General features: G+C 60.8%; 19 protein-coding genes and 1 CRISPR repeat array (1 of these 20 running past the window's edge). Of the genes, 5 read left to right on the top strand and 14 right to left on the bottom strand.

Annotated elements, in window-relative coordinates:
* A CRISPR array of direct repeats spans window positions 1-25; the repeat unit is 29 nt; it reaches 3,690 nt to the left of the window's first position.
* A gap of 227 nt (window positions 26-252) precedes the next feature.
* Entirely contained in the window at window positions 253-1,236 is a 984-nt protein-coding gene (locus tag ACYQ4Z_RS05115) for an IS5 family transposase (protein ID WP_108079952.1), read from the top strand.
* 157 nt (window positions 1,237-1,393) lie between these two features.
* Here the strand turns inward: ACYQ4Z_RS05115 and cas2e are convergent, their stop codons facing one another.
* The 13 genes from cas2e to ACYQ4Z_RS05050 all read right to left on the bottom strand — a co-directional run bounded on the left by cas2e (window position 1,394) and on the right by ACYQ4Z_RS05050 (window position 14,666).
* On the bottom strand, window positions 1,394-1,699 hold the full coding sequence (gene cas2e / locus ACYQ4Z_RS05110; protein WP_219971909.1) for a type I-E CRISPR-associated endoribonuclease Cas2e: 306 nt from the start codon (window positions 1,697-1,699) through the stop codon (window positions 1,394-1,396).
* Window positions 1,680-2,591: a type I-E CRISPR-associated endonuclease Cas1e gene (cas1e, locus tag ACYQ4Z_RS05105; protein ID WP_233467912.1), complete on the bottom strand. Its 912-nt coding sequence runs from the start codon at window positions 2,589-2,591 to the stop codon at window positions 1,680-1,682. The genes cas2e and cas1e overlap by 20 nt, the downstream gene beginning before the upstream one ends.
* Window positions 2,591-3,250 carry a type I-E CRISPR-associated protein Cas6/Cse3/CasE gene (gene cas6e / locus ACYQ4Z_RS05100; protein ID WP_219971375.1) on the bottom strand — a complete coding sequence of 220 codons (660 nt, stop codon included), beginning with the start codon at window positions 3,248-3,250 and terminating at the stop codon, window positions 2,591-2,593. The genes cas1e and cas6e overlap by 1 nt, the downstream gene beginning before the upstream one ends.
* Before the next feature lie 12 nt (window positions 3,251-3,262).
* Complete coding sequence (gene cas5e, locus ACYQ4Z_RS05095) at window positions 3,263-4,033, bottom strand: type I-E CRISPR-associated protein Cas5/CasD (protein ID WP_219971364.1); 771 nt, start codon at window positions 4,031-4,033, stop codon at window positions 3,263-3,265.
* Window positions 4,026-5,102, bottom strand: a complete 1,077-nt coding sequence (gene cas7e / locus ACYQ4Z_RS05090) for a type I-E CRISPR-associated protein Cas7/Cse4/CasC (protein ID WP_219971362.1) — start codon at window positions 5,100-5,102, stop codon at window positions 4,026-4,028. The genes cas5e and cas7e overlap by 8 nt, the downstream gene beginning before the upstream one ends.
* An 18-nt stretch (window positions 5,103-5,120) precedes the next feature.
* Window positions 5,121-5,639 (bottom strand): type I-E CRISPR-associated protein Cse2/CasB, encoded by a 519-nt coding sequence (casB, locus tag ACYQ4Z_RS05085; RefSeq protein WP_219971360.1) that lies wholly within the window; start codon window positions 5,637-5,639, stop codon window positions 5,121-5,123.
* Entirely contained in the window at window positions 5,636-7,237 is a 1,602-nt protein-coding gene (casA, locus tag ACYQ4Z_RS05080) for a type I-E CRISPR-associated protein Cse1/CasA (protein WP_459860259.1), read from the bottom strand. The genes casB and casA overlap by 4 nt, the downstream gene beginning before the upstream one ends.
* Before the next feature lie 3 nt (window positions 7,238-7,240).
* Window positions 7,241-9,946, bottom strand: a complete 2,706-nt coding sequence (cas3, locus tag ACYQ4Z_RS05075) for a CRISPR-associated helicase Cas3' (RefSeq protein ID WP_459860258.1) — start codon at window positions 9,944-9,946, stop codon at window positions 7,241-7,243.
* Window positions 9,947-10,072: 126 nt separating this feature from the next.
* Window positions 10,073-10,993 carry a phosphoribosylaminoimidazolesuccinocarboxamide synthase gene (locus ACYQ4Z_RS05070; RefSeq protein ID WP_219971346.1) on the bottom strand — a complete coding sequence of 307 codons (921 nt, stop codon included), beginning with the start codon at window positions 10,991-10,993 and terminating at the stop codon, window positions 10,073-10,075.
* Between the two features lie 27 nt (window positions 10,994-11,020).
* Entirely contained in the window at window positions 11,021-12,298 is a 1,278-nt protein-coding gene (locus tag ACYQ4Z_RS05065) for a DUF3422 family protein (RefSeq protein WP_219971338.1), read from the bottom strand.
* 9 nt (window positions 12,299-12,307) lie between these two features.
* The gene (locus tag ACYQ4Z_RS05060; RefSeq protein WP_219971336.1) at window positions 12,308-13,759 is read right to left on the bottom strand and encodes a PhoH family protein; all 1,452 of its coding nucleotides are present in this window, start codon (window positions 13,757-13,759) and stop codon (window positions 12,308-12,310) included.
* Between the two features lie 43 nt (window positions 13,760-13,802).
* The gene (locus ACYQ4Z_RS05055; RefSeq protein ID WP_119335232.1) at window positions 13,803-14,279 is read right to left on the bottom strand and encodes a peroxiredoxin; all 477 of its coding nucleotides are present in this window, start codon (window positions 14,277-14,279) and stop codon (window positions 13,803-13,805) included.
* Window positions 14,280-14,294: 15 nt separating this feature from the next.
* Window positions 14,295-14,666 carry an Mth938-like domain-containing protein gene (locus ACYQ4Z_RS05050; RefSeq protein WP_459860255.1) on the bottom strand — a complete coding sequence of 124 codons (372 nt, stop codon included), beginning with the start codon at window positions 14,664-14,666 and terminating at the stop codon, window positions 14,295-14,297.
* Window positions 14,667-14,739: 73 nt separating this feature from the next.
* Between ACYQ4Z_RS05050 and ACYQ4Z_RS05045 the strand changes: the two genes are divergently transcribed.
* Genes ACYQ4Z_RS05045 through ACYQ4Z_RS05030 form a run of 4 tightly spaced genes read left to right on the top strand, consistent with a single transcriptional unit; the run spans window position 14,740 to window position 18,235 of the window.
* A complete protein-coding gene (locus ACYQ4Z_RS05045; RefSeq protein ID WP_219971307.1) occupies window positions 14,740-16,098 on the top strand; it encodes a pyridoxal phosphate-dependent aminotransferase in 1,359 nt (452 codons plus the stop codon).
* Window positions 16,095-17,414, top strand: coding sequence for a homoserine dehydrogenase (locus tag ACYQ4Z_RS05040; RefSeq protein WP_219971304.1), 1,320 nt, complete (start codon window positions 16,095-16,097; stop codon window positions 17,412-17,414). Before ACYQ4Z_RS05045 ends, ACYQ4Z_RS05040 begins: the two co-directional genes overlap by 4 nt.
* A gap of 28 nt (window positions 17,415-17,442) precedes the next feature.
* A complete protein-coding gene (locus tag ACYQ4Z_RS05035) occupies window positions 17,443-17,748 on the top strand; it encodes a nucleotidyltransferase domain-containing protein (protein ID WP_219971293.1) in 306 nt (101 codons plus the stop codon).
* Window positions 17,738-18,235 (top strand): hypothetical protein, encoded by a 498-nt coding sequence (locus ACYQ4Z_RS05030; protein WP_119335227.1) that lies wholly within the window; start codon window positions 17,738-17,740, stop codon window positions 18,233-18,235. Before ACYQ4Z_RS05035 ends, ACYQ4Z_RS05030 begins: the two co-directional genes overlap by 11 nt.
* Here the strand turns inward: ACYQ4Z_RS05030 and moaA are convergent.
* Entirely contained in the window at window positions 18,220-19,299 is a 1,080-nt protein-coding gene (gene moaA, locus ACYQ4Z_RS05025) for a GTP 3',8-cyclase MoaA (RefSeq protein WP_459860252.1), read from the bottom strand. The genes ACYQ4Z_RS05030 and moaA overlap by 16 nt on opposite strands.
* Window positions 19,300-19,401: the final 102 nt, after the last annotated feature.

Here is a 19,401-nt window from a genome sequence, read left to right as displayed (position 1 = left end):
TCATCCCCGCATACGCGGGGAACGCACTTCATGTAACCCTATGAATTTTATGGTGTTTTGGTAGCTTGAAAAGCGTACCAGCACAATGGGCTAAAAAGAAATTTAGTAAACTTTTGATTTTTAGGGAAAGTTTCTTGTTTCGGATTGTCAAAGAGCACGTTTAGGACACACTGATTTAATCGCAGATCGATGGGCCGAACTCATCCCTGACATGCGACAATTGAAGTACTGACATTTGATAGGCACTTGACGATGCAAGCGAGCTTTTCCGAACTGGAATATGCGAGCAAGAAGAAAGTGACGCGGCGCGACCGGTTTCTTGCCGAAATCGATGCGGTAACGCCTTGGTCGGCGCTGGTGGCTGAGATCGAACCGTTCTACCCGAAGGGAACCGGACGAGGCCGGCCGCCGATTGGCGTGGAACGCATGCTGCGCATGTATATTGCCCAGCAGTGCTTCGGATTGTCCGATGAAGGGATCGAAGACGCCATCTACGACAGCCAGGCCATCCGGCGCTTCGTTGGCATCGACCTGTCGCGGGAGTCTGCGCCCGATGCCACCACCCTGCTCAAGTTTCGCCGCCTGCTGGAAAAGCACCATCTGACCGAGCGCATCTTTGCTGCCATCAATACCGTGCTGGCGCAGAAGGGTTTGATCCTCAAGGAAGGCACGGTCGTTGATGCCACGATCATCGCCGCACCGTCCTCGACCAAGAACCGAAGCGGCAAGCGCGATCCGGAAATGCATCAAACCAAGAAGGGCAATCAGTGGTACTTTGGCATGAAAGCCCACATTGGCGTCGATGCCGAAACCGGCATCACCCACACGCTGGTGACCACCCCGGCCAACACCAATGATGTCACCCAAGCCCATGCCCTGCTGCATGGAGAAGAGAAAGTGGCCTTTGGCGATGCGGGCTACCAGGGCGTCGAGAAGCGGCAAGAGAACCGCAACGGCAAGGTTCGATGGGAAGTCGCGATGCGTCCGGGCAAACGCAAGGCGCTGCCGAAGACGGCGATGGGCAGGTTGATCGACAAGATCGAGCAACTCAAGGCAAGCGTGCGTGCCAAGGTCGAGCACCCGTTTCACATCGTCAAGAACCTCTTCGGCATGAAGAAGGTACGCTACAAGGGATTGGCGAAGAACACTGCGCAGCTCTACACGCTCTTTGGGTTGGCGAATCTGCTGATCGCCAAGCGGCAATTGTTTGCACTCAACGCCCAAGGTGCGTCCTGAGAGGGGCGAAATGAGGAAATTCGCCGAGAAACGGGGCGAAAGCCAGCCGAAAATGGCGGCAAAAAAGACATTTCTTGCCCACCGAGGTGTGAATGTCGAAGGGATACGGTCACTCTCGCTCATTTCCAGTAAAATGCTGATTTGTTCAGCGTGTCCTTTACCAACCCTCCTTCTTACCCTCATTTGGTTCCGGTAGGAAGGATACCAGTTTCAGGCCATCCAGTTCGATGGGAATGCGGCGATTCTTGCCGAGAGTGAGAAAGTCGAAGCCTGATTCCGTATTGGTGCTCCAAACCATCACGGCGTTGCCGTCTTCGATCCCTGCCTCGATCTGCTGCCACAGCATCTCCCGTACCCGCCGGGAGAGATTGCCGACATAGACGCCGGCGCGCACTTCCACCAGCCACACCGCAAGACGGCCGCGCAGGCGGGGAGGCGCGTTTTCAACCACGATGACCAACATCACCCAGTTTCTCCTGTTCCGGAATGGCGGGGGGTACCGACTCCTTTGGTGGCTTTGGCGGCTCCAGGCCGCCGGCGGCCAGTACCTGCTCGATGGTGGGGATGATGCGCCCGAGGATCTTTTTCTGTCGGAACAGGTCGCGGCAAGCCAGTCGCACTTCCCGCTCCGGTTCCCGGGGTTTTTTGGCGGCGATGCGGAAAGCCAGGGGAACGACGGTATCGAATTTGAACAGGTCTGCGATGTCATAGACGAAGGAGAGCGGTTTGCCCGTGTGGATAAAGCCTACCGCTGGGGCGTAGCCAGCCGCCAGCACAGCCGCTTCGGTGATGCCGTAAAGGCAGGCGGTTGCTGCAGAAACACAGCGGTTGGGGAGATCACTGGCGTCCCAGATTTCGGGATCGTAGTCGCGTCGATTCCACCTGACTCCATACTGTTTGGCCAGTAGCTGGTACATTTTCCGTACCCGCGCCCCCTCGATGCCGCGCAACTGCTCGACGCTGCGTTTTTCCGGCGGTTTTTCGCCAAAGCGCAGTTCGTACATCTTGCGCACCACCTTGAGGCGGGTCTTCTCATCCAGGGCCAGCTGAGCCTGATACAGCAGGCGATCGGCGCGAGCGCCGCCGGGTTGGCCGGACGCATACAGGCGCACGCCCGCCTCCCCTACCCAGACCAGCAGGGTGCCGACGCGGGAAGCCAAGGCTGCGGCCCGGTGGGAGATCCGGGTGCCCGGTTCCAGCATGATGCAGGCAACTGATCCAAGTGGAATCTGGGTACGAACACCATTTTCATCCACGACCACGAATGCGCCGTCGATGACATCGATCTGGCCTTTCTCGATGAAGATCATCGAGATCCGCTCTTTCATGGGGATGGGTTTGAGTGGCGGCAGCATCACACCTTCCTGACGAGCAGCAGGCCGCAGCCGAACGCTTTGGCTGGGCCGATGCCCTGAAACAGCGCCTTACGAAAAAGCTCGGGATCGGTGACGGTCAGAAGGCCGGTGAAATCCAAGGTGCTGAAGTGAATGGCGTGGCCGCCCCTGCGGGTGTGGTGCTGACAGTAGCCGTCCACCCGGACCGCCCCGTGGTCAATATTGAAGCCGTGGCGTTTCCCCTGGGCGCTTAGCCAGTCCAGACCAGCCCGATGGATCAGCTCCGGCAGCGGCGGGCGTTTGTCCAGCGGCAGAGATTCCCATCCGATCCGTTTCTTTTTGTCCATGACGATGTCGTGGCGTTCGCGGTCCCGACGCACCACCGGATTGGCTCGCAGCAGGAAGGCGAGTTTCTGTCCGGCTTGCAGTTTCGGCTCGAAGGGTTTGGGCGGATCGATGTGCCACAGCCCCAGGGGGTTGACCGGCGGTCGTCTAGAGAGGATGAAATAGCGGGGGCGGCCCAGGTGAACGTCACGGCGGTAGAGGAAGTCGCGCTTGGTGTCAGGGGCAGGATCGAACAGGCGCCAGAGCATCTGGTGTTCGCGGTAGGCGTCGCCCAGCTGTTGGACGATGGCCTTGAGGTCAGGATGGTCGAGAAGGGTGAGCCGGGTCAGGTACATAATCGTCTCCTGTCACGCCATGGCGTGGTGCTCGTCGCGGGCGGTGAACTGCCAGCGGCGGCGGTTGCCGGGCTGGTCGCGGCGGGGAATCACCCAGAGTTTTTCTTGATCGGTAAAGCCGCTGTCTAGCCCCTTGGGCAATGGTGTTTCCCATAAGTAGCGCTTCTTTTGAGGAGGACGTTCAGGCATCGGCTCTTCCAAGAGGTGGCGCTCCTTTAAACGGTGCTCGAGTGGGCCGAGCGTGGGATCGATCGTGTATTGATCGAAGGCGGCTTTGAGCGTGTCCGCCTTGACGATTTGAGGGTTCAGCGGGAGCGCTGGCGGGCAGGACTTGCGGCCGAGATAGAGGGTAAAGCGCGGGCGGCGCAGCGCTTCAGCCAGCTCCGACAACGGATACAGAGCCGACGCGGTGGCCCACAGGGCGCAAGTCCAGGCGGCTTCGACCCGGTAGTCGCGTTGGGAGAGGATGGTGTAGAGGTCGTCCACTGCCAGCTCTTCGGCGCGGGTGGTGAAAGTCCTCCCGCGCCGGGCGGGGGGCACCTGGGTGGTGTGATAATCGCGCAACAGTTCTCCCTCGGCATCGACCCGCACCGCCAGACCGTAACCGCTCGTCAATGCGGCCAGTTGCGCATCCTGATCGCGGGTCAGCCCCAGGGCGGCGCCCAGAAGCCCGGTGATCTGGGATTTGCCCGGATGGGTGGCGGAGGGACGGTATTCCCCAACCGCCGGCTCCCCCCAGCTCGCCAATGGGCCGTAGATCTGGAACAGCAGCAATTCAGCCATCGGTAAGCCCCCCTTTGGCGTAGGCGAGGATGTCGGCAAGGCTGCCTTGGCCGGTCAGGGTGTTCATGACGACGGCATCGCTGTCGCCGTCGCCATAGGCGCTGTCGAGGCGCCGGCGTTCGTCTTCCAGTGCCTGCACGGCATTGGCGAGCAGGCCCTTGCTTCCGGTTTCCACCGGCTTGAGGAAGGCGACGGCGAGGCTTCTCGGCTGGGCGTCCCCCTTTTCACACAGGATGTAGCTGGCCCGGGCGCGGGAGGCGAAGCTGTTCTGCTTGCCGGTGGGGGCAACGGTGGCGGCGCTAGCCACCAGTGCCTCGATGGTGCGTTCGGCAAGCTGTGCGTCGCCGTTGAGGTTTTCGAGCAGCAATGCACGGTCAAGGCACAGGTAGAGATAGAACAGCCCGGCGCCGAATTCGGTTTCCCCCATGTGGCCGGCACCCACGTCCTCTTCACCCCTGTTGAGGTCGTCCACGGCGGTATAGAAGTCGTCCTCCACCGCTACGCGGTGGACGGTGATCGCGTGCGCGACCTGACAGGCAGCTTCGGTATTGAATCTGGGGGCGTCGGCGAGCATCCGTCCGAACAGGGCGATGTCGGCGGCGCTGTGGCGCTCGCGGAGCAGATTCAGATCTTCCTTGCTTGGCTCTTCTTTGGTTTTGATCAGGCGCTGCACCAGAGCGTCGATGGCGGTCAGTTCTTCGGGGCTGAAGTGAGCCAACTGTTCGATGTGGAGGGACTCGATGCTGCCGTCGTCCTTGGACTTTTTCAGCTTGCCGAAGACAGCGGCAATCTGCCTGGCCCACTCCCGAGCCTGCTTTTCCGCGATGCCCCCATGTGCCAGGCGGTGGAAGATCTCCTCCCCCATGCGCTTGGTACGGGTACCGATGTGCCCTTTGAGTTTTTCCTGGAACAGGTCGGAGGCGCGCCAGGCGCGTTTGAGGCTCTGTGACGAGATGCGCAGCCGCTCGGCCCCGCCCACCAGGGCGGTCTTGGGGCGTCCGAGGTCGTCTCGGTTGAGGTTGGCGGGGGGATAGGCGGTCAAAAGATGCAGTTGAACGAATCTTTCCATCGTTGCGCTCCGTTTGGATCAGGCGGTTTTCGGCAGTTTGGGGAAATAGGCGAAGGCCCATTGCTTCTGCATACCCGGCCCCCACCAGAACATCGACTCGGCCAGTTCGTACAGATTGGCGTGGCCGTTGAGTAGGGCAAGAATGCGGATCATGGGGCGGTAGAGTTCATGGCGCGGGGTTCGCAGCAGGCGGCGGAACCGCAGTTCCGACACCACTGGCCGGTCGCCTTTCAGGCGTGCCATGCGTTCCGGCAGTGGGGTGGCATCTTCGAGAACGGCATTGCGGGCATCCGGATCGAGATGGGCAGCCAGCCCCGCGATGGCCGGGATGCGCTCGATCCAGCCGCCGTGCTGCGCGACAGCGGTGCCCTGGAGTCGGGTCACCAGCTGGACGGTGACCGGCATCAAAGCGGCGTCGTCGGCTGATCTGGCTCGGCACAGCTCGGCGCGGTCGCCGCGGTTTTCAGCCAGCGCGAGCCACCATTCCTCGAGGACGTTTCCGGCAGGTGTATGTGGAGCGAAGGTTCGTTCTCTCATGCGGCTTTCTCCTTGGGTCTTTTGGGCAGGGTGAGGATCTTGGCGAGCTTGGCGCCGGAGAGCTGTTTCCGCAGGTCGTCGCGGGCCAGGGCTACGCGAGCCGGATCGGCAAAGGCGATTTCATCGTTGCCGGACCACTCGTCGAACAGTTCCAGGGCCGCGCGGGTGAGAATAGCGTGCCACGCTTGCAGCACCTCCAGATCCCGGCCTTGCGGGAGGGCGTCTACCAGCCGGGGCAGGCAGGCATAGAAGTCGGATTCGGTGTGCTGGTAGAAGCTATCGGCAAGAAAGCCAACATTGCCCTTGTCACCCGGACGTTTGAACCAGGCTTCCTTGACCCGGCTTTTCAGCAGACCAGCCACATATTCGGCCGCCTCGGTCAGCTGAGCTACCCGCTTGGTGTAGTCGTCGCGGATTTCCTCCGGCACCCGGTAGAGCGGCAGGATGGCCTCATACCAGCAGCGCGGCTTCATGTTGTCCATGTCGTAACCGAAGGCCCAGACGCGGAACTGCTCCTCCGGTAGTTTTTTGCGCTGGAATTCGCGCACCACGATGGCCGGGGTAAGGCGGGTCTTGCCTTCTGGTTCCTTGCAGATCAGCCCGAGCCAGTGGCGGTAGGTGATGCCGCCGGGCTGGGGATGCAGGGGAAGCGGTTCGGCGTTTTCCCGTTCCTGGTAAGGGCTCAACGGATGGCGCCATGCGCCAGCATAGTTGATACCGTAGTTGAGGGTGACATAGCGCGTGAGCAGCCGGTCCCGGCGGCCGCACAAATCGCAGGTGCCGTCATCGGTGTGATCGAAGTCGAGGCGGATGCGCCGCGGCATGGCCCAGTATATATGATAGGGGTGGGCGTCCTCTGGAGTGACGTTTTGATCGTTTTCGCTGGTACGAGTGGGAGCGAGCCAGGGAAAGATGTCCTTGGGTTCGGAGAGCTGCAAATTGCCGGTCAGACGCACGGTCTGCGGCAGCACGTTGAGCCAGAGGTGGTGCCACAGGGTGTCGGGCAAGCCACTGCCATCAGGATCCAGGGCCAGCAGAGTGGTGAGGGGGCCGCCGCCGCGCAGGGAGGTGCGGTGTCCAACGCCGCCGCTGGGCGCGTTGATCTGAAGGGTGAACAGCGCAGTAACGGCGCAGGCGGGACACAGAGCTTTCACACGGCCGCGCTTGACGAAGTGGTCGGCGTTGTTCTCCAGGGTGTTTTCGGTGGGGGCATCGATGAACAGCCATTCGATGGGTTTGGTGGCACTTTTTCGTTTCTGCCCCGTGAGTCTCTTTTCCAAAGCCTCGTAATCCTGCATGAAGCGCGCTCCTGCGCCGTCAACTTCGAAGGCATCGCGATAGCGGGCAAACGCTTGATCCAGCACGGCCACCGTCGGTGGCTGTTCTAGCCGATCCTCCCATTCGCGGTCGTCCTTCGGGGCATAACAGGTTTGCAGTAGACCAATGAGAAACTGGGCCAGAGCTCCGTTGAAGTCGGCCCGCGGACTGTCCAGCGCCACCGGCGGGTTGTCCGGGTCGGCAATCTCGGCTGGGCGGATGAGGCTGCGGCTGCCGTCGCTGCGGCGGACGGGAATCCAAGGCGTGTCGAGCAGGTTCATGGGCTACTCCTTGAAAACGAGGCCGGTAACATGAGAATAGACAACTGTTCGAATTCGGGCTTGTTCACTCTGAATCTGTCCCTCCCAGAGATTTTCCTTAACGGGGTTCAGAGCGACCACGACCCCCCATTTTCCCCTGCCGGGCAGTCCTTCCTTCCGTTTCTGCCAGCCTTCCGGGGAAACGCCATCGGGTATCACCTCGTGGCAGGCCAGGGTCTGGCGCAACGTGAGGCTGCTTTCCAGCCAGGCTTCCGGGGTGGTGCTGTCGCTGTGCAGCGGCAGCAGGCGGCCTTCGGCCAGCCGCGCCAGCCAGACGGTGGTGGTGGGCTCACCCAGGCGGGTGGGCGCTGTGTCCTCGTCGAGCCAGGGGCCCTTCAGACTGTAGCTATCGGCCAGTTTCAAAACCTTGTCTTCCCCGATGCTTTGTTTGCATTTCTCAAGTCCTTCAGCTTCCATACTTTTCCCTTGTAACCCTTCGGGAAAGTCCTCGAACGGGTCCGCGTCATACACACCCTCGATCAGAAAACGGGCATCGCCGGGCATGGCAAAGCCCCGTCTTTCCCGCAGCAGTTTCATCCCCAGCCAAAAACGGGCATCTTCGGCTTCGTACACTGCCGCTGTGCCCGGTAGGGCCTTACGCAGCCAGTCGGCGGGCGGGTCGTCGTCCCAGGGTGGGGCGAGCACCGTGAGCTTCGAAGGTCCGCGCCGATCCGGAGCGTCTGGGGTGTAGCGGCCTTCGGCATCACGGGGGTGGCGCTTTAGTCTCCCGGCACGCTGGATCAGGAGGTCGATGGGTGCCAGATCCGAGATCAACACGTCGAAATCAAGGTCCAGGGACTGCTCCACCACCTGGGTGGCGATGAGGATCCGGCCGCGACGTTCGGCAGGCCCGGAACGCTTGCCGAAATTCCGTAAAACCCGCTGCTCGATGGCCATCCGGTCGTGAAGGGTGAAACGGGCGTGGAACAGGTCCAGCTTCCAGTCCGGATGATTCTGGCGCAGCTGCTCGAAGCGCCGGCGGGCGTCGTCCACGGTGTTGCAGATCCAGCAGGCGCAGGATCCTAGAGAGATAGCCTCGGCGAGAACGACTTCGGCTTGTTCTTCACGCTCGATGAATTCGACCACCACCTGCCGAGCGACTTCCGGTCGGGTTTTCAGGGGATGAAGGCGAAAGCCGGTCCGTCCGAAGACGGTGGCAAGCGGATAGGCGTCGCTTGGTTCCAGGTGGTCGATTTCGTGTCCCAGCCCCTCCGCGAACGCCCGGATCAGAGCAGCTTTCTGCGTGTGGGGCAGGGTGGCGGAGAGCAGTACCGCGCTGCCTCCGACTTTGGCGTGGGCGCGGAGGAGATGTTCCAGTAAGCGGTTCGTGTAGGCGTCGCAGGCATGCACTTCGTCTACGATCAACACTTTGCCCAGCAGCCCAAGCAAACGCAGCGACTGGTAGCGGGAGGCGAGGACGGCCAGCAGGGCCTGGTCGATGGTGCCTACCCCCACCTCCGCCAGCAGGGCCTTCTTGTGGTTGTCGGCCAGCCAGGCGCTACAGTGGTTGGCAGCCGCCTCGGTGCCGTCGCCGTAGTCGCCCTCCGGTTCGGGTGGTGGTAGGAGGCGCTCACGGATCAGCCCGGCACGGCTGTGGGCCAGCACGAGTGAAGGGTGGGCGTCAGGAGCGAACAGTCGGCGGTACACCGGCGGCTTGCCGCCGCCAAGGCGTTGATATATGCCGTTTGCGGTGGCCATGGTTGGCAAGCCGAAATACAGCCCACCGCCTCCTTGTTTCCGCAGCAGCCGCTGGGCCAGCAGCAATGCGGCCTCGGTCTTGCCAGCACCGGTGACGTCCTCGAGGATGAAGAGACTTGGCCCGGAGTCGAGGGCGACGGTCTCCGCCCACCGCTGCAGCGGGGTGGGCGTCAGGTTTGCGGGTGGATCGGCGAAACACTTGGCGAGGGTGAAATCTTCAGATGGGGGATCTGAACTCAGGCCAGTGGCTTCGACAGCCCTTTCCGCCTGTTCCAGTGCGCATTTCCAGTAATCGCAAAGTGGCAAAATCGCGTCGCAGTAAGGGAAGAACTCGATGTTGGAGCCAAGCCAGTCGGCGAGTACGGTGAGGCCCGCCAACCACCAGGTGGCTTCGGGCGGAAGCGCCACCTTTGGCAGGGAGTCGGCTCCAACCAGTTCGAGCACCGTTTGAAGGAACGCTTCGGCGGCAGCGATGTCCTCTGCCTCGAAGTGATCTCGAAGCAGCCCCGTGAGGTTTTCGCCGGGTGGTTGACCGTGATGCCCAGTGACCACCCGCATCCAGGGATCGGCAGGGCTCTCCGATGTGCGCCGACGTCGGCTGGTGTCTCTCCAACGGGATTGCAGTTGCTCGCGCCACAAGGCGTAACCGAGGGTATCGTGGCGGGTAGGGTAACCTTTGTTGCTGTGGCGGTGCTGCAGTTTCTCGAGCAAGTCTGGGCGCAGATTCTGGAATGAGGTAGCAAATTTTCCCAGGTCGTGGAGCGAGAGAAAAATCGTGAGGGCAAGAAGAAGGGAATCTTCCTCGGTTTCAGCCATGGCTGCCAACAGTTGCCGCCAGCGTGGTAACCGTTCCAGTAACTTCACTCCGCAGGCGGCGACGTCCAAAGCGTGATAGGGCAGCAGGTGGCAGGTATTGCCTTCACCGGCTTTTCCCCAGTAGCGGTAGAAGGGTAGAGCTCGGTGAGTTGCCACTGTTTCTACCCCTCTGTTCCCCACAAACTAGTCAGCAGCGCTGCCCGGATTTTTTCCCCAAGGGCATCGTTATGGGGGACGTAAGATAAGGAGTGCATGGACGTAAATATCGGGATATTTTTGGGGCTACCCAGCCAACACCCGCCCCGTCAGCCGCTCATACGCTTCCCGGTATTTCTGTCGAGTCTTTTCGATCACTTCGGGCGGAAGTTTCGGTGCCGGGGGCTGTTTGTTCCAGTCGAGCGATTCGAGGTAGTCACGGACGAACTGCTTGTCAAAGGAGGGCGGATTGGTACCGGGTTGCCAGGCGTCGGCGGGCCAAAAGCGGGAGGAGTCCGGTGTGAGCACTTCGTCGATGAGGTGAAGGGTGCCGTGTTCGTCGATGCCGAATTCGAATTTGGTGTCGGCGATGATCACGCCGCGGGCGAGCGCATAGTCGTGTGCTTTTTGGTACAGCGTCAGTGCCGCGTTGCGTGCAGCCTCAGCGAGCGCGGCGCCGTCGAACGGGGCGAGCGCTTCGGCACAACGCGCTTGCGCTTCGGCAAACGAGATGTTTTCGTCGTGTTCGCCCACGTCTGCTTTGGTTGCTGGGGTGAAGATCGGTTCTGGGAGTTTTTCGGCCAGGCGCAATCCTTCGGGAAGTGGGATACCACACACGGCACCGGTCGCTTGGTATTCTTTCCAGCCAGAGCCAATCAGATAGCCGCGGACCACAGCTTCGATGGGCAGGGGCTTGAGCCGTTTCACGACCATCGCGCGGCCGGTCACCTGGTCGCGTTCCTCTGGGGCGACGACGCTTTCCGGCGCGATGTCCGTGCGTTGATCGGCGACGATTCCCTCCAGGGTGTCGAACCAGAACGCGGTGATTTGGGTGAGGATCTTGCCCTTTTCGGGGATAGGGTCGGGCAGGATGACGTCAAACGCGGAGAGACGGTCACTGGCGATCACCAGGAGTTTGTCGTCGCCTACTGCGTAGATGTCGCGCACTTTGCCACGGCCAATGAGCGGGAGGCTTTTGAGGTTCGATTCGTAGAGCGCTTGGGTCATGGTTTCTCTCTTTCAGTCTGATAGGGTTCAGTGCACAGAGACGTGGAGGCGCTGCCGAAGGCGGTGGATGCTGTAGGCGGCAGCAGCGGCAATTACCGGAATGGCGATCGCGGTGATCAGTTCCGGCGATGCCGGTAGCCACCCTTTCGCGCCCTTGGCCAGGTATTGCACCAGTTGCGAGCCGTAGTAGGTGATCGCGACCACGGAGAAGTGTTCTGCCGCCTCTTGCAGCCGCAGTTGCAGCCGGGCGCGGCGGTTCATTTCGTCCAGCAGTTGCTGGTTTTGCTCTTGGAGTTTGAGATCGACACGGGTGCGCAAGAGTTGCGAGTTGCGCGCGATCCGGGCAGAGAGTTCTTCCTGGCGGCGGTGCACTGCGGCGCAGGTGTTCATCGCGGGGGCAAGGCGCCGTTCCAAGAATCCTTTCAAGGTCGAGTAGCCAGAAAGGCGCTGTTCGCGCAGGTCTTCGGAGCGTTGCTGAACCAGGCGGTAGTAAGCGGCGGCAGCACCGAAGCGGAAGTTGGAGTCGGCGACCGAGCGTTCGACTTCGGCGGCCAGTTGGGTAAGGCGTTGGAGCAGAACCCGCTCATTTTCGATGGTGTTGGCTTCGCCCAGGTCGTGCATCAATTGCGCCAGCCGCTTTTCCCAGAGAGAGAGTTCGGCGCTCACCATTCGTGCTGCGGGAAACGCCAAAAGGGCGAGCATGCGGTAGGTTTCGATTTCGATCAGCCGCTGCACGATCCGGCCCAATTGACGCGGCAAAATGGCACCGTCGATGATGGTGAAGTGGGTCATGCCGTCGTGGAGGTGGAAGTCGGTGAAGAGCCACCCGGCGCCGTCGGCGATCTTCGAGGCGACGGTGGTGGGACCGAGCGGATCGATGGCGTCGATGAACTGATCCGGCGGGGTTTCGCGGATGGTTTGGATGTCGACGGCGACGGCGGCAATCAACGATCCGGGTCCTTGGTCGATCCAATGCGGGGGAAGTTTCGCCAGGATCGCTTCGGTGCCGGGGGTTCCTTCGCAATAGACGGTGTAAGAGACGAACTCGGTGTGGTGTTCCCATTTCACCCGCAGGTCACCGTATTCGACGAGCTCTTGGCGGTCAGAGCTGTCGTTGAGCCGTTTGACGTCTGGACGATTGGTCAGAAGCGCCCAGTGGGCGCGCGCTGCGGGGTGTTCGTCGGGTTCGATGAGAAACGCCCAGGAGCGGACCTGAGCGGGGGCGGTGACGACCACCGACGGGCGGGCATGGAGTTCATTGTGCAGTGTCTCCCGCAGGTCGTGAAGACGAAAAGCGGTAGCCATCGGCATTCCTCAAAGCCGTTCCGCCGCGGCTTCGGCAAGGCGTGAGCGTTCGCCGCGCGCCAGCGTGACGTGGCCGCTGTGGGCCCATCCTTTCATGCGTTCGACCAGATAGGTGAGGCCAGAGCTGCCTTCGGTGAGGTACGGGGTGTCGATCTGCGCCAAGTTACCCAGACAGATCACTTTGGTTCCGGGCCCTGCGCGGGTGATGAGCGTCCTCATCTGTTTGGCGGTGAGGTTTTGCGCTTCATCGAGCACCAAGTATTTGCGCACGAAGGTACGCCCGCGCATGAAATTGATGCTCTTGATCTTGACTTTGGCGCGGATGAGCTCGATCGACGCGCCACGGCCCCATGCGCCCCCTTCGCCGTTTCCGGCCAAGACTTCGAGGTTGTCTTCGAGTGCCCCCATCCACGGCGCCATCTTCTCTTCTTCGGTGCCGGGCAGAAAGCCGATGTCTTCGCCGATGGGGACGGTGGCGCGGGTGAAGATCACTTCGCTGTAGATTTTTTGGTCGAGCGTTTGGGCCAGACCCGCGGCCAGGGTAAGGAGCGTCTTGCCGGTACCCGCTTGCCCCAAAATGGTGACGAGGTCGACTTCTGGATCCATGAGCAGATCGAGCGCGAAATTCTGTTCGCGGTTTCGCGCCGTGATGCCCCAGACGGCGTTTTTTTCATGGCGAAAGTCGCGCACGCTCTTCAAAACCGCCGCGCCATCCTCAAAACGGACCACCCGCGCTTCGAAGGAGGGATCATCGGCGGTGACGACGAATTCGTTGGGGTAACAGTCTGCAGCGGTGAGTGCTTTCGTTTGCCACCAATCGAACCCGTCGGCCCGCCACGCTTTGAGGTCGGGTGCACGGGTTTCCCAGAAGCCCGGCGGGAGCTCGTAGATGCCGGAGTAGAGGAGGTCGGTGTCCTCCAGCAGTTTGTCGTTGCGGTAGTCTTGCGCCAGAAGGCCAAGCGCCCGCGCTTTGATGCGCAGGTTGATATCCTTGGAAACCAGGATCACCGGACGCGGGGCAAACTGTTCAGAGAGCGCTTTGACGAGCGACAGAATCGCGTTGTCGTTTTGCGAAAGCGGCAACCCCGGTGGAAGCGGTGAGGCGATCGCTTCCGTTTGGAAATAGAGGCAACCGGTGGCCATTCCTCCGGAAGGTTCCGTGAGCGCATACCCGTCACGGATTTCGTGGCTGGCTTCTCCGATGATCGCTTCGAGTTCCCGACTCACCTGCCGGACGTTGCGCGCGACCTCGGAAAGCCCTTTCTTGTGCTGATCGAGTTCTTCGAGCGTGGCAAGGGGCAGGTAAATGTCGTGTTCTGCGAAACGAAAGAGGGCTGTGGGGTCGTGCATGAGCACGTTGGTGTCGAGTACGAAGAGTTTACGCGCCGCGTCATGCGCCGCTTTTTTGGTTGGTTTTTTGGTGGTGCGTGGCCGCCGCGTGGCCTTCCGGGGCTCGTTCATTTCGACTCCAAAAATGGGTAATAGAGAAGGATACGCACTGCGATCATGCGTTCTTGGCGATTTCCCGCAGTTTTGCCAAGACCGCTTCCGCGTGTCCATCTACCTTGACTTTGCGCCAGATTGCGGCGATGTTTCCATCCGCGTCGATCAAAAAGGTACTGCGCTCGATCCCCCGCACCGGTTTGCCGTACATCGTTTTGTTGCGCATCACGTCGTACGCTTGGCACGCGACCTCTTCAGGGTCGCTCACCAGGTCGAACGGTAAAGAGAATTTGGCTTTGAACTTTTCATGCGAGGCGACGGAGTCGCGCGATAGCCCCAGGATCACGGCGCCCAGTGCAGTGAATTGGTCGTAAAGGTCACGAAAAGCGATCGCTTCGTTGGTACAACCAGGCGTATTGTCACGGGGGTAGAAATAGAGGACGACCGGTTTTCCTTTGAGCGCCGAAAGTGTGATCGTTTGGTTTCCGGTTGCCGGCAAGGTGAAATCGGGTGCCGGTTGGTTGAGTTCAAGCGTCATGGGGTGCTCCTTTCGTTAGCGCAAAACCAGTCCAGCGACGACACGTCGCCCTTCGCTGGCCAGGACATTATACGTGCGGCAAGCGGCTGGCAACGCCATCACTTCGAATCCGATGCCGGATTGGGTCAGGCGTTGCAGTGCCGCAGCAGGCGGCCAGACAAGGGTCGGGCCCGACCCAAGCAGGATCAATTCCGGCTGGTGGGCCAAGAGCTGTTCGACGGCTGCCGCGTCGAAGGAGGACCAGCCAGTTTCGAGCCACCCGGGATAGGCGGCGTCAGGCGTCAAAATGAGATTCTGTTCGTGCCGTTCGCCGTCGATCGCAATCCAGCCATCGCCGTGCGCGGTGATGAGACGCACGTCGCCTGTCAATTCCAGTTGCAATTTCACCGCTGCTTCTCCTTGCGCCGCTTTTTCGCTAAGATTACCGACTCGCCCCATTTTCGCCAAGAGGAGTGCCGCAATGAAACCTGATGACGTTCCGCTTTCGTCTTCGTCGCAACGGCTCGATGCGCCGAAAGCTGCGCCGGGTGGGGAAGCTCCGGTGGCGGCAGAGGCGGAACGGGTCTGGCGGCCAATCCTCAAATCGTCGAAACTCGACGACGTCTGCTACGACATCCGCGGACCGGTGCTCGAACGCGCCAAGGAGATGGAGTCCGAGGGGCACAAGATCATCAAACTCAATATCGGCAATTTGGCGCCGTTCGGTTTCGAACCGCCGGAAGAGATCGTGGTCGATGTGATTCGCAATTTTCGCGACGCGAGTGGTTACACCGACTCGAAAGGACTTTTCGCGCCACGCAAGGCGGTGGTGCAGTACATGCAGACCAAAGGGGTTCCAGGCGTCGATGTCGAGGATGTGTACCTGGGCAACGGGGCGTCGGAATTGATCGTGATGAGCCTGCAGGGGCTTTTGGAGTCTGGTGACGAGGTGCTCGTCCCTGCACCCGATTATCCCCTGTGGACCGCGGCGGTTTCGCTGGCTGGCGGCAAACCCCGCCACTACCTGTGCGACGAAGCGTCCGATTGGTACCCGGATCTCGCCGACATCCGCAAAAAGGTGACCGACCGAACTCGTGCGATCGTCGTGATCAACCCGAACAACCCTACCGGCGCGCTCTATCCGCGCGAAATCCTGGAAGGAATCGTTCAGATCGCGCGGGAACATCAGCTCATCGTGTTCGCCGACGAGATCTACGACAAGATGCTCTATGATGGGCGAGAGCATGTCTCGATTGCGTCGCTTGCCGATGATGTTTTTTTCATCACGATCAACGGGTTGTCGAAAAATTACCGCTCGTGTGGCTATCGCGCCGGATGGATGGTCCTTTCTGGTGAACGGCGCCACGCGCGCGATTACATCGAAGGGCTCAATATCTTGGCGTCGATGCGCCTCTGTTCCAACGTGCCTGGTCAGATGGCGATCCAAACCGCGCTTGGCGGCTACCAAAGCATTCAAGAGCTGGTCGCACCGAACGGGCGTCTGACGCGCCAACGCAACATCGCCTACCAGATGTTGAACGAGATTCCCGGGGTTTCGGCGGTGAAGGCGCAAGCAACGCTCTATATGTTCCCACGGCTCGACCCGAAGGTTTATCCGATTGTCGACGACCAGCAGTTCGTCTTGGAGCTTTTGGAAGAGGAGCGGGTGTTGGTCGTGCAAGGGACCGGGTTCAACTGGCCCAATCCGGACCATTTCCGGATGGTTTTCTTGCCGCACGAAGACGATTTGCGTGACGCGATCGAACGGATCGCCCGTTTCTGCGACCGCTATCGCCGGCGGCATCAAGTGATTGTGACGCAAAAGGAAGGGACGGAATGAAAGCGATACGTGTCGGATTGTTGGGAATTGGAACCGTAGGTGGGGGGGTTTGGAGTGTATTGACGCGCAACGCGGGCGAAATCGCTCGGCGTGCGGGGCGTCCCATCGCGATCGTGGCGGTGGCGGACCGTAACCTCGAGCGTGCGCGCGCGGTGGTGGGCGAACAGGCGCTCGCCGATGGCGTACGCCTCACCGAGGATGCCTTCTCGGTGGTCAATGACCCAACGATCGATATCGTCGTCGAGCTGATCGGTGGTTACACGGTTGCGAAAGAGCTTGTGTTGGCAGCGATTGCCGCGGGTAAGCACGTGGTGACCGCGAACAAGGCGCTTTTGGCCGTGCATGGTGCGGAAATCTTCGCCGCGGCGCAGGAAAAAGGGGTGATGGTAGCGTTCGAAGCCGCGGTGGCTGGTGGGATTCCGATCATCAAAGCGCTGCGCGAAGGGTTAGCCGCAAACCGCATCGAATGGGTGGCGGGAATCATCAACGGGACCACCAATTACATCCTCACGCAGATGGATCAGCGGGGCCTGAGCTTTGACGGGGCGCTGCAAGAAGCGCAAGCGCTCGGCTACGCCGAGGCCGACCCCACGTTCGACATCGAAGGCATCGACGCCGCGCACAAAGCAACGCTCCTTGCTTCGCTTGCGTTCGGAGTGCCGATCCAATTCGACAAAGCCTACGTCGAAGGGATCACAAGAATCGACGCGCGTGATGTCGCCCACGCTGAAGCGTTGGGCTACCGTATCAAATTGTTGGGAATCGCGAAGCGGCGTGAACAGGGGTTCGAACTTCGGGTCCATCCCACGCTCATTCCGAAAGACCACCTCTTGGCCAGTGTCTCTGGCGCGATGAACGCGGTATTGGTCCAAGGGGACGCGGTGGGGCAAACCCTCTATTACGGCGCCGGCGCCGGTTCGGAACCGACCGCAAGCGCCGTGATCGCCGATCTGGTCGATGTGACGCGGCTGCATACTGCCGATCCGGAAAACCGTGTCCCGCACCTAGCGTTCCAACCGGATCAGGTGCAGGATGTGGCTGCGCTACCCATCGCACAATGCCGTTCTTGTTACTATTTGCGGCTAAACGTAGCCGATCAACCTGGGGTGCTTGCGGAAATCGCGCATGTGTTGGCGAAAGAGTCGGTGTCGATCGCCGCACTGGTGCAAAAGGAACCCATTGCCGAACAGGCCGAACTGGTGCTCCTGACCCATGAAACCGAAGAACAGGCAGTAGACGCCGCAATTGCCGGTATTACTGCACTGCCGTTCGTCGTGGGGTCGGTGACGAAATTACGGGTCGAGCATTTGACCTGAGGGAAGATGCGCGACGGAGTTTCGGCCGATGCGGCTTCTGCCCAAAGAGCGGAATGTGATTGCTGAACTGGTCCGCTGCTACTTTGGGCCAGATGCCCGAGTTTGGCTCTTTGGCTCGCGGGTCGATGATGCCGCGCGCGGCGGAGACATCGACTTGTACATCGAGACCCCCGAGGCGGTGGACAATCTCGCGCTGGCACGCGCCCGTTTTCTCGTGGCGCTGCAGCGCGCTTTAGGGGAGCGAAAAATCGACGTGGTGATCCAAACCCCCGCGGGGCCAAAACTTCCGATCCACCGTATTGCCCGCAATACAGGGGTGCGCCTTGATCTCTGAAAGTGAAAGGGAACGGCTCGCCCACCTGGTTGCGATCGTCCAGCGTGAGGTCGCTGCTCTAGAGGTCTCTGACCGCGCGCTTTTTGCCAATTTGGAGTGGCTGTCCGAATTTTGGGCTCTGACCGCAGAGAGCCCGCTTACCGAACGGATCGACGCCTTTCTTTTGCGTTTTGCCCGGCTCCAAGATACGCTGGGAGATAAACTCTTGCCAGCAGTCTTGAGGTTACTTGCAGAACCCCCCCGAGCGATGCGCGACCGTCTCGACTTTGCGGAGCGGATGGGCTGGGTAGCCTCGAGCGATGAGTGGTTGGTGCTCCGCGAATTGCGCAACCGAATGGTCCATGAGTATCTTCTGGAACCCCAGGCAGCGGTTGAAGCGCTGCTCGCGGCCCATCGCTTCGTGCCGGCGCTGATTGCAACCGCCAATGCCCTGATCGAAGAGGTGAGCAGACGAGGGTGGCTCCCCAGCCATCACCCTCCAATATAGGACATTTCGATGCGCTTGCGCGGCGCCGTGGCTTGCGTGCGGAGCTCCGAATAACGGTCGCCACGAATTTTCCAGATCGCCGCGATCGCACGCGCCAGCGTCGTTTCGTCGGCGCCGTCGCGCACCAGTAGCCGCAAGTCGTACCCCCGGTCGGCGAAAAGACAGGTGAAGAGCTTGCCGTCTGTAGAAAGACGCAGACGCGTACACCCGCGGCAGAACGGTTGCGTGACCGAGGCGATCACGCCAATTTCACCCGCCCCGTCACGATACCGCCACCGTTCGGCGACTTCGCCAAAATAGTTGGGTTCGAGCGGCTCGATCGGCCAGCGCGCGTCGACCCGTTCCAAGATCTCTTTGGCGGGCACGACGTGCGCCATCTGCCACCCGTTCGTGGCGCCGACATCCATGAATTCGATGAAACGCAGAATGACCCCCGTGCCGCGAAAGTGTTCTGCCATCGTGGTGATTTCGTGGTCATTGACGTTGCGTTTGACCACCATATTGACCTTGAGCGGGACGAGTCCTGCTGCCAACGCTGCGGCGATTCCATCGAGGACGCGCGAAACTGGGACTTTGACGTCGGCAATCGCTTCGAAAGTTTCCTGGCTGAGGGCGTCGAGGCTCACCGTGACGCGCGCTAGGCCGGCGTCTTTGAGCGCTGCGGCGAATTTCGGTAACAGCACACCGTTGGTGGTGAGCGTGAGTTCCACCGGTAGCTGGGCCAACCGTTCGATCAGTTTGGGCAGATCGCGGCGCAGCAACGGTTCTCCCCCTGTGATGCGGATTTTGCGCACCCCCAGCGCGACGAATGCGCGCGCCACCCGTTCGATCTCCTCGAACGTCAGAATTTCGGCACGCGGTAAGAACTGGTACCCGTCGAACGCCTCACGGGGCATGCAGTAGGTGCAGCGGAAATTGCAACGGTCGGTGACCGAAATGCGCAGGTCGGCCAACGGGCGGTTGCGTTGGTCATGAACCGGGCCCGTTCCCGAATCGGCAAGTGGCGGAAGGGTCAGTAGCGTGCCTGCTTCCGAAAGGGGCTCGTAACGGAGCGCTTCGGCCATTGGGTCTTCTCCGTTGGTTTCAGGGTCGCCGTTGCTACAATCGTGCGACGCAGTTCTTGTGATGATAACGCGATCGTAACGCGACGGACGCCAAACCGACAA

This window comes from Hydrogenophilus hirschii, from assembly GCF_054656675.1.
The sequence above is the reverse complement of the archived record's forward strand: the minus strand, read 5'-3'. Positions and strand labels throughout refer to the sequence as shown.